The 16,384-nt window shown below is 35.1% G+C and carries 16 protein-coding genes; 15 read left to right on the top strand and 1 reads right to left on the bottom strand.

Annotation, left to right across the window (positions count from 1 at the left end; translation table 11 throughout):
* Nucleotides 1-8 precede the first annotated feature (8 nt).
* The 14 genes from H1R17_RS05825 to H1R17_RS05760 all read left to right on the top strand — a co-directional run bounded on the left by H1R17_RS05825 (nt 9) and on the right by H1R17_RS05760 (nt 13,649).
* Entirely contained in the window at nt 9-560 is a 552-nt protein-coding gene (locus H1R17_RS05825) for an NADH-quinone oxidoreductase subunit B (RefSeq protein WP_163431994.1), read from the top strand.
* Between the two features lies 1 nt (nt 561).
* On the top strand, nt 562-1,083 hold the full coding sequence (locus tag H1R17_RS05820; RefSeq protein WP_163431992.1) for an NADH-quinone oxidoreductase subunit C: 522 nt from the start codon (nt 562-564) through the stop codon (nt 1,081-1,083).
* Nucleotides 1,084-1,093: 10 nt separating this feature from the next.
* Complete coding sequence (locus H1R17_RS05815; protein WP_163431991.1) at nt 1,094-2,329, top strand: NADH-quinone oxidoreductase subunit D; 1,236 nt, start codon at nt 1,094-1,096, stop codon at nt 2,327-2,329.
* 3 nt (nt 2,330-2,332) lie between these two features.
* Nucleotides 2,333-2,872: an NAD(P)H-dependent oxidoreductase subunit E gene (gene nuoE, locus H1R17_RS05810; protein ID WP_163431990.1), complete on the top strand. Its 540-nt coding sequence runs from the start codon at nt 2,333-2,335 to the stop codon at nt 2,870-2,872.
* A gap of 4 nt (nt 2,873-2,876) precedes the next feature.
* Nucleotides 2,877-4,241, top strand: a complete 1,365-nt coding sequence (nuoF, locus tag H1R17_RS05805) for an NADH-quinone oxidoreductase subunit NuoF (protein WP_163431988.1) — start codon at nt 2,877-2,879, stop codon at nt 4,239-4,241.
* A 10-nt stretch (nt 4,242-4,251) separates the two neighbouring features.
* Entirely contained in the window at nt 4,252-5,274 is a 1,023-nt protein-coding gene (locus tag H1R17_RS05800) for a 2Fe-2S iron-sulfur cluster-binding protein (protein ID WP_163431987.1), read from the top strand.
* A 2-nt stretch (nt 5,275-5,276) separates the two neighbouring features.
* The gene (nuoH, locus tag H1R17_RS05795) at nt 5,277-6,308 is read left to right on the top strand and encodes an NADH-quinone oxidoreductase subunit NuoH (RefSeq protein ID WP_163431985.1); all 1,032 of its coding nucleotides are present in this window, start codon (nt 5,277-5,279) and stop codon (nt 6,306-6,308) included.
* A gap of 12 nt (nt 6,309-6,320) precedes the next feature.
* Nucleotides 6,321-6,860 carry an NADH-quinone oxidoreductase subunit I gene (locus tag H1R17_RS05790; protein WP_163431984.1) on the top strand — a complete coding sequence of 180 codons (540 nt, stop codon included), beginning with the start codon at nt 6,321-6,323 and terminating at the stop codon, nt 6,858-6,860.
* Nucleotides 6,861-6,862: 2 nt separating this feature from the next.
* Nucleotides 6,863-7,369 (top strand): NADH-quinone oxidoreductase subunit J, encoded by a 507-nt coding sequence (locus H1R17_RS05785; RefSeq protein ID WP_163431983.1) that lies wholly within the window; start codon nt 6,863-6,865, stop codon nt 7,367-7,369.
* A gap of 1 nt (nt 7,370) precedes the next feature.
* Nucleotides 7,371-7,691 carry an NADH-quinone oxidoreductase subunit NuoK gene (gene nuoK, locus H1R17_RS05780; protein ID WP_163431982.1) on the top strand — a complete coding sequence of 107 codons (321 nt, stop codon included), beginning with the start codon at nt 7,371-7,373 and terminating at the stop codon, nt 7,689-7,691.
* Between the two features lies 1 nt (nt 7,692).
* Complete coding sequence (nuoL, locus tag H1R17_RS05775; RefSeq protein WP_163431980.1) at nt 7,693-9,564, top strand: NADH-quinone oxidoreductase subunit L; 1,872 nt, start codon at nt 7,693-7,695, stop codon at nt 9,562-9,564.
* Nucleotides 9,565-9,574: 10 nt separating this feature from the next.
* Nucleotides 9,575-10,975: a NuoM family protein gene (locus H1R17_RS05770; protein WP_163431978.1), complete on the top strand. Its 1,401-nt coding sequence runs from the start codon at nt 9,575-9,577 to the stop codon at nt 10,973-10,975.
* A gap of 24 nt (nt 10,976-10,999) precedes the next feature.
* Nucleotides 11,000-12,373: an NADH-quinone oxidoreductase subunit N gene (locus H1R17_RS05765; RefSeq protein ID WP_163431976.1), complete on the top strand. Its 1,374-nt coding sequence runs from the start codon at nt 11,000-11,002 to the stop codon at nt 12,371-12,373.
* A 79-nt stretch (nt 12,374-12,452) separates the two neighbouring features.
* Nucleotides 12,453-13,649: an oxygenase MpaB family protein gene (locus tag H1R17_RS05760; RefSeq protein WP_163431975.1), complete on the top strand. Its 1,197-nt coding sequence runs from the start codon at nt 12,453-12,455 to the stop codon at nt 13,647-13,649.
* A gap of 389 nt (nt 13,650-14,038) precedes the next feature.
* On the opposite strand, the gene H1R17_RS05755 is transcribed toward H1R17_RS05760, so the two are convergent.
* Entirely contained in the window at nt 14,039-15,580 is a 1,542-nt protein-coding gene (locus H1R17_RS05755) for a glycine--tRNA ligase (protein WP_163431974.1), read from the bottom strand.
* A gap of 107 nt (nt 15,581-15,687) precedes the next feature.
* On the opposite strand from H1R17_RS05755, the gene H1R17_RS05750 reads away from it, so the two are divergent.
* Complete coding sequence (locus H1R17_RS05750; RefSeq protein ID WP_163431973.1) at nt 15,688-16,374, top strand: ComF family protein; 687 nt, start codon at nt 15,688-15,690, stop codon at nt 16,372-16,374.
* The last annotated feature ends 10 nt before the right edge of the window (nt 16,375-16,384 follow it).

Here is a 16,384-nt window from a genome sequence, read left to right as displayed (position 1 = left end):
AAGTAACTATGAGTAATTCATCAAACATAAAACAAGTTCCTGCACCAGATGGTTTTTCTGGCGAAGGATTTTTTGCAACAAAATTAAGTGAAGTGGTAGGTTTAGCTCGCGCTAATTCTATGTGGCCATTGCCTTTTGCGACCTCTTGTTGTGGAATTGAGTATATGGCAACTATGGCTGCAACGTACGATATTGGTAGATTTGGTTCTGAGCGTATGAGTTTCTCTCCTCGCCAAGCCGATATGCTATTGGTTATGGGCACCATTGCTAAAAAAATGGCGCCTATTTTACGCCAAGTATATGAACAAATGGCAGAGCCTAAATGGGTTATTGCGGTTGGTGCTTGTGCTAGTACAGGTGGTGTTTTTGACACTTATTCTGTTTTACAAGGTATTGATAAAGTAATTCCTGTGGATGTTTACGTTCCGGGATGCCCGCCAAGACCTGAACAAATTTTAGATGGAATTTTAGAATTGCAAAACATCGTGAAAAACGAATCGGTTCGCCGTAGAAGTAGCGATGAATATAAAGATTTATTAAACTCATACAACATCAAATAAAATGAGCTTAACAAACGAAATCATTCAACAAACGTTGAGTCAGAAATTTACACCAAAGGTTGAAAATTTTCATATCCTACACGATATGTTGGCTTTTGAAGTAAAAAAAGAATCGCTTTTTGAAATCATTCAATTTTTAAAAGAAGATCCTTCCATGAACTTCAACTTCTTAACCGATGTTTGTGGTGTTCATTACCCTGATTACGATCAAGACCGCCAATTTTGTGTAGTGTATCATTTACACAATTGGTTCGAAAATATAAGAATTCGCGTTAAAGTATTCTTACCTGCTTCAAATCCCGAAGTAGAAACCATTACACCGCTTTACGCTGGTGCTAACTGGCAAGAGCGCGAAACGTATGATTTCTACGGAATCATTTTCAAAAATCATCCGCAATTAAAACGTATCTTAAATATGGATGAAATGGAATCTTTTCCACTTAGAAAAGAATTTCCTTTAGAAGATCAAGGTAGAACCGATAAAGACGACCGTTTCTTTGGTAGAATTGGTCCTAATTGCTAAACCAAATACTATGTCAGATTTATTATTAGTGCCCGAAAAACGATTTGAAAAACAAATCAAGGCAACAAGAGAAAAAGATGGTGTAGAATTATCTATATTAAATCTAGGTCCTACGCACCCTGCAACTCACGGTATTTTCCAGAACATTTTATTAATGGATGGAGAGAAAATTATTGATGGCGAAGGAACTGTAGGATACATTCACCGTGCATTTGAAAAAATTGCAGAAAACCGTCCGTTTTACCAAATCAACGTATTAACAGATCGCTTAAACTATTGTTCATCGCCTATTAACAATACAGGTTGGTGGATGACGGTTGAAAAAATGTTAGGTATAGAAATTCCAAAGCGTGTACAATACATGCGCGTTATTATTATGGAATTAGCACGTATTGCCGATCACATTATTTGTAGTTCGGTTATGGGGGTTGATACTGGTGCTTTAACAGGTTTTCTTTACGTGATGCAGTACCGTGAAAAAATTTACGAAATCTACGAAGAAATTTGTGGCGCACGTTTAACAACCAACATGGGACGTATTGGTGGTTTTGAACGTGAATGGAGCGATACGGCTTGGAGAAAAATTGATGAATTTTTAGCAGAATTCCCAGCTGTTTGGACTGAGTTTGAAAACATGCTTTCGCGTAACCGTATTTTTATGGACCGTACCATTGGTGCTGGTGCTATTGATGCAGACCGAGCTGTAAGCTATGGTTTTACAGGACCAAATTTACGTGCTGCCGGTGTTGATTATGACATTCGTATTGCAAGTCCTTATTGTTCTTACGAAGATTTTGAATTTGATGTTCCTGTTGGGCAAAATGGCGATTGCTACGATCGTTTTTGTGTGCGTAATGCAGAAGTTTGGGAAAGTATGAAAATTATTCGCCAAGCTTTAGAGAAAATGCCCGAAGGTCCTTATCACGCAGATGTTCCTGAATATTATCTTCCTCCAAAAGAAGAAGTTTACAACAATATGGAAGCTTTAATTTACCACTTTAAAATTGTTATGGGTGAAATTCCTGTTCCAAACACAGAGGTTTATCATTCTGTTGAAGGTGGTAACGGTGAATTAGGTTTCTACTTAATTACTAACGGAAGCCGCGTACCTTATCGCCTACACTTCCGCAGACCTTGTTTTATTTACTATCAAGCGTATAACGAAATTGTAAAAGGTCGCAGTTTATCTGACGCCATTATTACCCTTTCAAGTTTAAACGTTATTGCAGGAGAATTAGATTGCTAATTTATGGAAACAGTACAAAACAAAATATATCATCAAGACATCAACATCACTCCTGAATTAATGCAACGCATACAGGAATTGATTAGTCATTATCCAGAAGGAAAACAAAAATCGGCACTTTTACCTGTATTGCACGAATTACAAGACGCGCACAACAATTGGTTAAGTGTTGAATTACAAAATAAAGCTGCAGAATTATTAAACATTACCCCTATTGAGGTTTACGAAGTGGTTACGTTTTATACCATGTTTAACCAAAAACCAGTTGGTAAGTATATGTTAGAATTTTGTGTAACATCTTGCTGTGCGATTAATAAAGCTGAAGATGTTATGGATTACACCTGCGAAAAATTAGGTGTAAAACCAGGACAAGTAACCGAAGACGGACTATTTTCTGTTGTTGGTGTACAATGTTTAGGTGCTTGTGGTTACGCGCCCATGTTACAATTAGGCGATTTTTACCACGAACATTTAACAACAGCAAAAGTAGATCAATTGATTAACGATTGTAAAGAAGGAAAAATAACCTTACACGATAAATAATACCATGGGACAAAAAATATTATTTGAAAAAATCCATATTCCGGGTATCAAAACATACGATGTTTATCGCGAAAATGGTGGTTATGCTTCAGTAGAAAAAGCCTTAAAAATGGATCCGGATGCGATTACCGAAGAAGTAAAAACTTCAGGTTTACGTGGTCGTGGTGGTGCTGGTTTCCCAGTAGGTTTAAAATGGAGCTTTATCGATAAAAAATCAGGTAATCCACGTCATTTGGTTTGTAATGCCGATGAATCGGAGCCTGGTACGTTTAAAGACCGTTATTTAATGGAATACATACCGCACTTATTAATTGAAGGAATGATTGCGTCATCTTTCGCTTTAGGTGCCAATTTATCATACATCTACATTCGTGGCGAATACATGTGGGTTTTCAAAACCTTAGAACGCGCCATTAAAGAAGCATACGCTGCGGGGTGGTTAGGTAAAAACATTAAAGGTTCGGGTTACGATTTAGATTTACATGTACACTGTGGTGGTGGTGCTTACATTTGTGGTGAAGAAACCGCTTTAATTGAGTCGTTAGAAGGCAAACGTGGAAACCCACGTATCAAACCACCGTTCCCTGCTGTAAAAGGTTTATGGCAAAACCCAACTGTTGTAAATAACGTAGAATCTATCGCATCTATTCCTTGGATTATTATGAATTCAGGTGAAGATTATTCTAAAATTGGTTTAGGACGATCAACCGGAACAAAATTATTCTCGGTTTCTGGACACGTTAAGAAACCAGGTGTTTATGAAATTGAAATGGGAATGACTGTTGATGAATTCATGAATTCTGATGAATATTGTGGTGGAATGATTGATGATCGCCCATTAAAAGGATTAATTCCTGGAGGTTCATCGGTGCCTATTCTTCCAAATAATTTAATCTTTAAAACAGCAAACGGCGAAGATCGTTTAATGACTTACGAATCGTTAGCTGATGGAGGTTTTGCAACCGGATCATCATTAGGTTCAGGAGGTTTTATTGTGTATAACGATACCGCTTGTATCGTTCGAAATACTTGGAATTTCTCTCGTTTCTATCACCATGAAAGTTGCGGACAATGTTCGCCTTGTAGAGAAGGAACAGGTTGGATGGAAAAAATATTATGGCGTATTGAAAACGGTCAAGGTACCGAAGAAGATATCGATTTACTGTGGAGCATTCAAGCAAAAATTGAAGGTAACACTATTTGTCCTTTAGGTGATGCTGCTGCGTGGCCAGTTGCTGCTGCAATTCGTCACTTTAGAGATGAGTTTGAATACCACGTTCGTTTCCCAGAAAAAATTAAAAACAGAGATCATTTTGTAAATGAGCCTTTTGAAAAAGTGAAACATTTACTAACAAATGCTACCGTTTAAAATATAGATTATGAAAGTTACTATAGACGGATTTGAATTAGAAGTAGAACCAGGTACAACCGTACTTCAAGCTGCACGTATGTTGGGCAGCGATGTTGCACCACCTGCTATGTGCTACTATTCTAAACTGAAAGATACAGGAGGAAATTGCCGTGCTTGTTTGGTAGAAATATCAAAAGGAAGCGAAGCAGATCCTCGCCCAATGCCTAAAATGATGCCTTCTTGTAAAACAGGTGTTATGGATGGTATGGAAGTAAAAGTAAAAACTTCGGACCGAGCTATGGACGCTCGTAAAGCAGTTACCGAGTTTTTATTGATCAATCACCCATTAGATTGCCCTGTTTGTGACCAAGCTGGTGAGTGTGATTTACAAAACCTTTCGTTTAAACACGGATTAGAAAAAACGCGTTTTAAGGAAGAGAAAAGAACTTTTGAACCAGAAAATATTGGTGATAAAATTCAATTACACATGAACCGCTGTATTTTATGTTACCGTTGCGTACATACGGCAGAACAAGTTTGTGGATCAAGAAATCACGGTGTTTTAAATCGTGGCGATCATGCACAAATTTCAACGTATGTTGCCGCTTCAATAGATCATGAAATGTCGGGTAATATGATTGATGTTTGCCCAGTTGGTGCGTTAACTGATAAAACCTTCCGTTTTAAATCACGTGTTTGGTTTAACAAACCATTCAATGCGCATAGGAATTGTGACAAATGTTGTGGAAAAACAACGTTGTGGATGTTTGGTAACGAAATTCAACGTGTAACGGCTCGTAAAGATGAGTTTCATGAAGTAGAAGAATTCATTTGTAATTCTTGTCGTTTTGATCATAAAGAAGTTTCGGATTGGGTTATTGAAGGACCTCGTAAATTCGAGAAAAACTCGGTAATCAATCAAAACAATTACACGCGTAAAATGGACAAAGTAACCATTGCAACTGAGAAACAAATCTTAGAAGGTCGTGACCAAGATCGTGTAAAAATTAGTATGAAAGAAGTTCCATATAAAACCGATAAAAACAGTTAATTATGGAAGAAGCAATCATTATAGAAAAAAGCATCATTATTGTAGCAGTATTTGCTATTACGATGCTTTTTGCCATGTACTGTACATTAGCCGAGCGTAAAATTGCTGCATGGATACAGGATCGCAGAGGTCCAAACCGTGCAGGACCAGGTGGTATGTTACAACCTTTAGCCGATGGTTTAAAACTTTTTGCTAAAGAAGAATTCATGCCTAACACACCAAACACTTTTTTGTTTGTATTAGGACCATTCATTTCTATGACCATGGCGTTAATGACCTCAGCGGTTATTCCGTGGGGCAAAACATTAGAAATTGCAGGTAGAAAAGTAATCTTACAAGCTGCGGATATTAACGTAGCTATGTTGTATGTTTTCGCTGTACTTTCGGTAAGTGTTTACGGTATTATGATTGGTGGCTGGGCATCAAACAACAAATATTCCTTAATTAGTGCCATGCGTGTAGCTTCTCAGATGATTTCTTATGAAATTGCTATGGGATTGTCTATTGTAGCTATTTTAATGATGCACAGTTCTATGAGCTTAAGCGATATTGCGGCTGGGCAACATGAAATGCATTGGAATATTTTCTATCAACCTTTAGGATTCTTTATTTTCTTAATATGTTCATTCGCAGAAACCAATAGAACGCCGTTTGATTTAGCAGAATGTGAACAAGAGTTAATTGGTGGTTACCACACAGAGTATTCATCAATGCGTATGGGATTCTTCTTATTCGCTGAATATGCTGCTATGTTCATTTCATCTACTTTATTAGCAGTTCTATATTTAGGAGCTTACAATTACCCTGGAATGACATGGGCTGCAGAAAATTGGGGAGAAAACACTGCAAACATTATTGGTATTGCCGTATTGTTTATTAAAATTTGTTTCTTCATTTTCTTGTATATGTGGGTTCGTTGGACGATTCCTCGTTTCCGTTACGATCAATTAATGAATTTAGGTTGGAAAACATTAATCCCTTTAGCTATTTTAAATATTGTAGTTACTGCGGTAGTGTTATTATTAAATCGATAAAAAATAGAAATTATGTCTATTCAAAATACATCCTTATCAGGTAGAAAGAAGCAGGTTTCTAATAAAGAAATGACCTTAGGCGAGCGCTTGTACATTGGTGCTATTGCTGGTGGTATGGCAACTACTTTAAAACATATGTTTAAAAAGAAAGTTACCATTAGTTATCCTGAAGAAACGCGTCCGTTTAGTCCTGTATATCGCGGACAACATATGTTAATGCGCGATGAAGAAGGTAGAGAACGTTGTACCGCTTGTGGTTTATGTGCGTTGTCTTGTCCTGCAGAAGCCATTACTATGAAAGCGGCAGAACGTACACCTGAAGAAAAACATTTGTACCGCGAAGAAAAATACGCCGAAATATATGAAATTAATATGTTGCGTTGTATTTACTGTGGTTTGTGCGAAGAAGCTTGTCCTAAACAAGCCATCTATCTAACAACATCAAAAAAAATAGTAAAAGCAGATACTTCTCGTGAGCATTTTATTTTTGGTAAAGAACAATTGGTAATGCCTTTAGAACAAGCAATACGTAACACTGCAAAATCAGAATAAAAATGGTAGAGATTTTATTTTATATTCTTTCGGCAGTTACTTTAGGAAGCGCGTTCTTAACCATTCTTTCTAAAAACCCAATACATAGTGCTATTTGGTTAGTGGTATGTTTCTTTAGCATTGCAGGACATTATGCTTTATTAAATTCGCAATTTTTAGCCATGGTACACATTATTGTGTATTCGGGTGCTATTATGATTTTAATGTTGTTTACCATCATGTTAATGAACTTGAACATAAGCGATGAAATATCAAAACCTGTGGTTACCAAAATCATTGCAACGGTTTGTTTTTGCTTAATTGGTTTCTTCTTGGTAAGTGCTTTAGCACAAACAGCACCGGCATTAGAAACCTACGCAGATACAGGTGTAGATTTCCAATCAATTCAAGTATTAGGAAAAGTATTGTTAAACGAATTTGTAGTTCCTTTTGAAATGGCAGCGGTATTACTACTAATGGCTATGATTGGAGCTGTATTAATTTCTAAAAAAGATAAAAAAACAGCATAGTATGGAACATGTTTTACAACAAATAGGCATAGACCAATACATTTACTTAAGTATTATTCTTTTTAGTATTGGTGCATTTGGTATTTTATATCGCAGAAACGCTATTGTTATGTTTATGTCGATTGAAATTATGCTAAACGCAGCTAACTTATTATTGGTTGCTTTTTCAACATATCACGAAGATGCCAACGGGCAAGTATTTGTATTCTTTACAATGGCTGTTGCCGCTGCCGAAGTTGCTATTGGTTTAGCCATTTTAGTAGCCATTTACAGAAACATTGGATCAATTGATATTGATAAACTTAAAAATTTAAAAGGATAGCATGAGCACAACTATATTATTACTTACGCTGATTTTCCCTTTAGTTGGTACATTAATCAACGGATTTTGGGGCAAACACTTAAGCAAAAAAGTATCGGGTGCTATTGCAACGTTAGCTATTGCAGCATCGTTTGTAACATCATGTATCTTTTTTGCCTACATACAAGGTTCGCTAGAGCCTGTTAAAGTGGTTTTATTTGAATGGATGAAATTCACTTATTTTTCAGTTGATTTTGGATTTTACTTTGATCAATTAGCTGCATTATGGTTGTTGTTTATAACAGGTATTGGTACGTTGATACACTTGTACTCAACAAGCTACATGCACGATGATGAGAATTTCTCAAAATTCTTTACCTACCTAAACTTCTTTGTTTTCTTTATGTTGATTTTAGTAACAGGAAGCAACTTAGCCATGATGTTTATTGGTTGGGAAGGTGTAGGATTATGCTCGTACTTATTAATTGGGTTCTGGTATAAAAATCAAGATTATAACAATGCAGCTAAGAAAGCCTTTATTATGAACCGTATTGGTGATTTAGGTTTCTTAATTGGTATTTTTGTTACAGGTTATTTATTCCACACCTTAGATTTTGTAGCCTTACAAGAGCAAAGTTATTTAGCGCCTACTTTAGGTATTGCTACTATGGCGTTCTTTATTGCGGCAACAGGTAAAAGTGCGCAATTACCATTGTACACTTGGTTACCAGACGCAATGGCAGGACCAACACCTGTATCGGCTTTAATTCACGCGGCTACCATGGTTACTGCAGGTATCTTTATGATTACCCGTTTAAACTTTTTGTTCGATTTAACTCCAAATGTACAACACATTATTGCAGTAATAGGTGCTGTTACAGCGCTTATGGCAGCAACCATTGCTTTGGTACAAAACGATATTAAAAAAGTATTAGCATATTCAACCGTATCGCAATTAGGTTTAATGTTTTTAGCATTAGGTTTAGGCGCATATGAAATAGCTGTTTTTCATGTAATAACACACGCGTTCTTTAAAGCTTGTTTATTCTTAGGTTCAGGATCTGTTATTCACGCAATTGGTGGCGAACAAGATATGCGACACATGGGTGGTTTAAAATCGCACATGAAAATAACATACTTAACGTTTTTCATATCAACCTTAGCTATTTCAGGCTTTCCGCCGTTATCAGGTTTCTTTTCTAAAGATGAAATCTTATTAACTGCTTTCCATAACAATATTGTATTATGGGTTGTTGCAAGTTTAGCATCTATCTTAACAGCTTTTTATATGTTTAGATTGTTGTTCTTAACCTTCTTCAATAAATTTAGAGGCACTAAAGAACAAGAGAGTCATTTACACGAGAGTCCAAGTGCTATGACATTACCATTAATTATTTTAGCTGTTTTAGCAGCAGTTGGTGGTATTATTAGCATTCCTGGTAACAGTTGGTTAAACGAGTTTTTAAAACCAGTAATTAAGAACAACGCAGCATCGCATCCTCATACATTAGGTACTACCGAATATATGTTAATGGGCTTAGCTGTTGTAGGTGCCTTAATTGGTTTATTCATAGCATACGCAAAATACATTAAAAACAAACAAGTACCTGTTAACGATAACAATGTATCAGGTTTACAAAAATTGTTTGTAAACAAATATTATTTAGACGATATCTATCAATTTTTAATTATACAGCCATTAAACTTCTTTGGATCGTTCTTTAAAAATCAGATTGATGCCTTAATAAATGGTGTTGTTCTTTCTTTTGGTCGTATTCCATCAGAACTATCTTATCAAGGTAAAAAAGCACAAAACGGTAACATTGGCTTGTATTTATTTGCCTTTGTAATTGGTGTTTGTGGCTTGTTGTATTATTTATTTATGTGTTACTAAACTTATGGCGATGAATTGTATTATTATTTTACTTATTTATATTTTAGGAGCTGGTGCTACATTGGCATCTAATGCTAAAAACGCTGGCAAAATTGCTTTAGTAACCAGTTTAATTAACGCTGTTATTGCTTTAATTTTAACGTTTGATTACTTAAACGGAAGCAATATTTCTTTTGTACAGCAATGGATTTCGAACCCAAACATATCATTATCGTTTGTGGTTGATGGTTTAAGTTTAACCATGTTGTTATTAACTACGTTGCTTTTGCCTATTATTATATTAGCATCGTTCAATACGTTGTATTCAAAAGCGAATCAATTATATGCTTTGGTGTTGTTTATGGCGTTTGCTATGGCAGGAACTTTCTTAGCACAAGATGGTTTGGTATACTATATTTTCTGGGAGTTGGCTTTATTACCTATTTTCTTTATTGGATTGTTATGGGGAAGCGACGAATGGATAGTGCGTAAACGTGTGATGATTACCTTCTTTATTTACACTTTTGCTGGCTCGTTGTTTATGTTAGCTGCCTTTGCGTACTTATATACTAAAACAGGAAGCTTTGCTTGGGCCGATTTATCTAAAGCTATGCTTACAACCAAAGAGGCTAACTATATTTTCTTAGCTTTCTTTTTGGCGTATGGTATTAAAATACCCGTGTTTCCTTTACATACTTGGCAGGCAAATACGTACGAAAAAGCACCAACTATTGGCACTATGTTACTTTCGGGTATCATGTTAAAAATGGGAGTTTACTCTATCTTACGTTGGCAAATGCCTATTGCAGGTAATGTATCGCAAAGTATTATGAATACCATTATTGTATTGTGTATTATTGGCATTATATATGCGTCGTTAATTGCATTACGTTCTGATAACTTAAAGCGTTTATTAGCGTATTCATCAATGGCACACGTTGGTTTAATTGCTGCGGGTGCTTATATTGGCAACGCTACAGGTTACCAAGGTGCTATTATACAAATGGTAGCACACGGGTTTGTTGTGGTTGGTTTGTTTTACTTAGCTGATATTATTCACAACCGATACGATACGTATATGATTAAAGACATGGGCGGTATTCGTTCACAAGCTCCTAAGTTTACTACGTTCTTCTTAATCATTTTGTTTGCATCTATTGGTTTACCAGGAACATTTGGATTCATTGGTGAGTTCACTTTATTGTTTGCTTTATCAGAAAAAGAGCTTTTATATGCTTTGTTTGCAGGTACATCCATCATTCTTGGAGCTTACTACATGTTAAAGATGTTTCAAAATGCAGTGTTAGGCACGCCTTCAACCAAAGTGTTTTCTGAAGTAACTACAAAAGAGTATGTAGTTTTAGGAATTATATGTGTGGTTTTAATTGGTTTGGGTATCTATCCTAAATTATTAACCGATTTATTCATTTAATAAAGAACAGAGAAAATTTAAACTATGAGTACATTAATAGCTTTAGCTTCATTAGCAGTTCTTATATTAGTCTTAGAAATTATTAACCTAAGAAAAGGCATTGTTCCGTTAACTTTAATTGGTTTAATGGTTGCTTTTGGATTGAATTGGCTTGATTTAGACACTACACAATCTTTCTACAACAACATGATTGTTGTAAACAAAACAACCGTACTTTTTAATGCCTTGTTTATTGTACTAACCTACTTTATTGTAGCTTTAGGACAAGCTTTTTATAAAGAACACTACGACAAAATATCAGACTATACCTCATTAAAGATCTTTTTACTAATTGGCGCCTATTGCATGGTATCTTTTGGTAACATGGTAATGTTCTTTATGGGCTTAGAAATCTTATCAATTACCTTATATGTTTTAGCAGGTAGTGATAGAACCAATATCAAAAGTAACGAATCGGGTATGAAGTATTTCCTTATGGGATCATTCGCATCAGGATTCATCTTATTCGGTATTGCTTTAATCTACGGCGCAACAGCATCGTTTGATATCGATCAAATTGTATTAGCAAGCACACAGTTGGCCATGCCAAAATGGTTTATGGTTGGGTTTGTAATGCTATTGGTAGGTTTGTTGTTTAAGATAGCAGCATTTCCTTTCCACTTTTGGGCTCCTGATGTATACCAAGGCGCACCATTGCTTACAACAACTACCATGAGTACCCTTGCAAAGGTGGCTGCTGTTGGTGCATTCTACAAAATAAGCTTGGTATTCTTCCCATCAATGCCAGCTAACTTTAGCAACCTAATTGCCTTTTTAATTGTTATTACCCTAATTGTAGGTAACGTAATGGCATTAAAACAAAACAATATTAAACGTTTAATGGCTTACTCTGGTATATCACATGCTGGTTTTATGTTAATGGCTATTTTATTAGGTAAAAATGCTGAAGCACATTTGTTTTACTACATGCTTGCTTATGCTATTTCTGGTATAGCTGCGTTTAGTGTAATACTGTATGTGTGCCAAGACAAACAAGAAGAGTTAATTATGCACTTCCGCGGTTTTGCAAAACACAAACCAGTATTGGCAGTAACCTTATCATTAGCTTTATTATCTATGGCAGGTATACCTATACTTGCAGGGTTCTTTGGTAAATTGTTCTTGTTTACAGAAGCATTAAACCAAGGCTACTATGTAATGGTTATTATAGCTGTTATAACATCAATTATTAGTATTTACTATTACTTTAAGGTAATTATTACCATGTTTACATATAAAACAAGCGATGCCAAAACGGTATATCCGCAAAACCATATGTACACTGTAGTGGCAATTACCGCTATTGTTATTAATTTAATTATTGGATTTTGCCCATCCATCATTATAGATTTATTTTAATTTTAGTTAATCATTTTTTTATTGTTAATGATGAAAGTCGACTTGGAATTCAAGTCGACTTTTTTTGTACCTTAGATACATGAACATTCCAGCACGTCACATACAAAACGCCAACAACGCATTTACTAGTTATTGGGAAAAACAACCCAACAATTTACTACCTCACCTCTTGCCTACCCAACCAAACATTGCTGATAGCAACCAATGGATACCTTATTATTTTGAAGTAGACACCTTAGGCGATGCCGTTGCTACAGAATACCTACTACCAAATGGTTTACAAAAAGGCATACAGTTGCTAATGACACACTATCATAATTACCCACAAAATGCCAACACATTAAGTAAAGAAACCATTACCTTGTTTGCCATGTTTACCAATGTACCTAATTGGGTGCAGTTTGATGTTATTAATGCAGGCGCAGCTTATTGTAATCGTTGTGGTACATCAGCATTATCGGTCTTACGTAACTACTGTTTAATGGGTGGTTATGAATCATCGGCCATTAACAAGCCTTTAATTTTTACCGAAGCTTTAAAAAAAGGGGCTGTTAAACGTTTGGCTGATACGGTAGACTTTTGGATGTATGTGACCGAAATTGATGGATTGAAACCGACTAAAAATGGACTTGTAAGTGTTTTACTAACGCGCATTATACACTCGTTTTCTAGAATATCCATCGAAAAAACAACACAATGGGATGAAAACTTATGGGGCAAACCTATTAACATTTGGGATATGGTAGCAACCAATTTAGGTTTTTCTATTGCCTTTATGGATGGATTAGCTAAACTACAGCTTGCTCCTACCCAAGAAGAAACCAAAGGTACCTTACATTTATGGAAATACGTGGGGTACTTGCTAGGTATACCTATAGAATTATTGCCTGATACCGCTGAAGATGCTGCTTATAGTTTGTATTTATGGAGCAAAACCCAAAAAGGTATTGACGATGATTCTAAAGCGCTTGCTTATGCTTTGTATCAAGAACCCTTAAAGGTGCAGTTTACAAAAAACACTTTTATGAAATGGTTTGTACAAAAAACCAATTTAGGGTATAATGAAGTACTACTTGGCACAAAAAGTAGAGCCGCTTTAGGACTACCCTACAGCAAAGCTAAGTATTGGATTAAACTTTTGAACCAACTTAACAAAACACTTGATAAAAAAGCAAAGCGCAAAGCAAACTTTTATACCAAAATGGTTACCAAAGGCAGAAAAGAACAGGTAAATGTGTGGCACTTATATCAATCAGAGAAAAAGAAATCTTCTTAAAAAATTCTTTTTTATGGTGCATCATGTACGCATATGATGTGCAACTTTAACTCATATATTGAACAACATAGATACATATGCTTATAAACTTATATATGTATGTTTACAAACTTAGATACATATGTTTATAAACCTAGACACACATGTTTATAAACTTAGACCTATATGTTACACAACATTGATACTAAAGTTGACAACTTTACTAGATAAGTTTATCAACTTAAACATATATATTGAACAACTTTCTGTGTTAAAACCAACATCTTTTACGCAAAACATAAAACATAGTTACCAATAAAGTACACAAAAGTAGTAGTACAAATGGTTGCAAAAAAACAAAAAAAGGCTGAACTTTCGCTCAACCTTTTAACATTCAATATTTTATATCATTACATCTTCATTAACCAATTACGCATTGAAACTTCATTGTTAATAATATTTCTTAACTCAGAAATAGCAACACGGTCTTGTTGCATGGTGTCTCTATAACGAATGGTAACTGTTTTATCTTCTAATGTTTGATGATCAACGGTGATGCAGAATGGAGTACCCAACGCATCTTGACGGCGATAACGACGCCCAACCGCATCTTTTTCATCATAAGCTACATTGAAATCCCACTTTAAATCGTCCATAATTTCTTTAGCAACTTCTGGTAAACCATCTTTCTTAACCAATGGCAAAATAGCCGCTTTTGTAGGCGCTAATACTGATGGTAATTGCAATACGGTTCTGGTTGATCCGTCTTCTAATGTTTCTTCTTTTAAAGAGTTTGAGAAAACGGCTAAAAACATACGATCTAAACCTACCGATGTTTCTACTACATAAGGAACATACGATGAATTGGTTTCGTTATCAAAAAACTGTAGTTTTTTACCCGAATGTTGTTCATGTGCTTTTAAATCGAAATCGGTTCTTGAGTGAATCCCTTCTAATTCTTTAAATCCAAATGGGAAATTAAACTCGATATCAGCTGCTGCATTTGCATAATGTGCTAATTTCTCGTGATCGTGAAAACGATAATTTTCTTTTCCTAAACCTAACGATAAATGCCAATTTAAACGAGTGGTTTTCCAATACTCGTAATATTTCATTTCTTCGCCTGGTTTTACAAAAAATTGCATTTCCATTTGCTCAAACTCACGCATACGGAAAATAAACTGACGCGCCACAATTTCATTACGGAATGCTTTACCCGTTTGTGCAATTCCGAAAGGAATTTTCATACGACCCGTTTTTTGAACGTTTAAGAAGTTAACAAAAATACCTTGCGCTGTTTCAGGACGTAAATACAAATCCATAGCAGAATCGGCAGAAGCTCCTAATTTAGTACCAAACATTAAGTTGAACTGACGTACATCGGTCCAGTTTTTAGAACCTGTATCAGGATCAGCAATACCTAATTCTTCAATCAGTAATTTAACATCAGCCAAATCACCAGTATCCAAACCACGAGCCATACGTTCTAAGATTTCTTTCTTTTTTGAAAGATATTCTACAACACGCGGATTGGTTGTGATAAATTCCTGCTCGTTAAAAGCATCTCCAAAACGTCCTTTTGCTTTTTCGATTTCTTTTTGCGCTTTTTGCCACAATTTTTCGCAATAATCTTCAATTAAAACGTCGGCTCTATATCTTTTCTTAGAATCTTTATTATCAATCAATGGATCGTTAAAAGCATCAACGTGCCCAGAAGCTTTCCATGTGGTTGGATGCATGAAAATAGAAGAATCAATTCCTACAATATTTTCGTGCATTTGCACCATTGCTTTCCACCAATATTCTCGAATATTTTTCTTTAACTCTACACCATTTTGTGCATAATCGTAAACAGCACTTAAACCATCATAAATTTCACTCGACGGAAAAATGTATCCGTATTCTTTTGCGTGTGAAATAACATTTTTAAAAATATCTTCTTGCTTTGCCATAACTGCAAACTTTTAAATTGCTTTAGTTAAAAAATTATTATTTAAAATGAACAACGATGCCCTTTTTTTTGTAAATTAACGCAAAGGTACATAAAGTTGTGGTTTATATGCAGTGGATTAAGAACGTATTTCAATTATTTTACCCTAATTTGTGTTATGGATGCGATGCACCTTTGCTAAAACAAGAAAATGTTTTGTGCGAAGATTGTTTGTTTGCTTTAAACTTTATACCAAAACCTATTGGTAACGATACCGAAATGAAAAGAAGGTTTTATGGGAAACTTTTAACGGAGTATTGTTTGGCTACTTTTTACTATTCTGAAAATGAAATTGTACAAAAACTACTTCATAATTTAAAATACAAAAAACAAAAGAGTATTTCTGAATTTATAGGCGTTCTTACCTTGCAAAGCTTGCAACATCACGATCTTTTTAATTGGGCTAATTGCATTGTTCCTATTCCTTTACATAGTTCTAAAGAAAGGAAAAGAGGTTATAACCAACTTGATGGTTTTGCAAAGTACTTAAGCAAAGAATTGAACATACCTTATTACAAAGATTTTTTAATTAAGAAGAAAAAAACAAGTACCCAAACGCACAAAAACATTATTGACCGTGCTTATAAAGAACAAAATTTTCACATCAATCCAAAATACAAAGACATAAATACGACTAATATTTTACTGATTGATGATGTAATGACAACTGGTTCTACTCTTGAAATGGCCGGCAATTGCATTCTTAAAAACAGTCCTCATAAAATTAGTATATTAACTATGGCATATACCTGTTAATAAATTAAAA

It is taken from the genome of Flavobacterium sp. xlx-214, from assembly GCF_013874595.1.
Lineage (GTDB): Bacteria > Bacteroidota > Bacteroidia > Flavobacteriales > Flavobacteriaceae > Flavobacterium.
The sequence above is the reverse complement of the archived record's forward strand: the minus strand, read 5'-3'. Positions and strand labels throughout refer to the sequence as shown.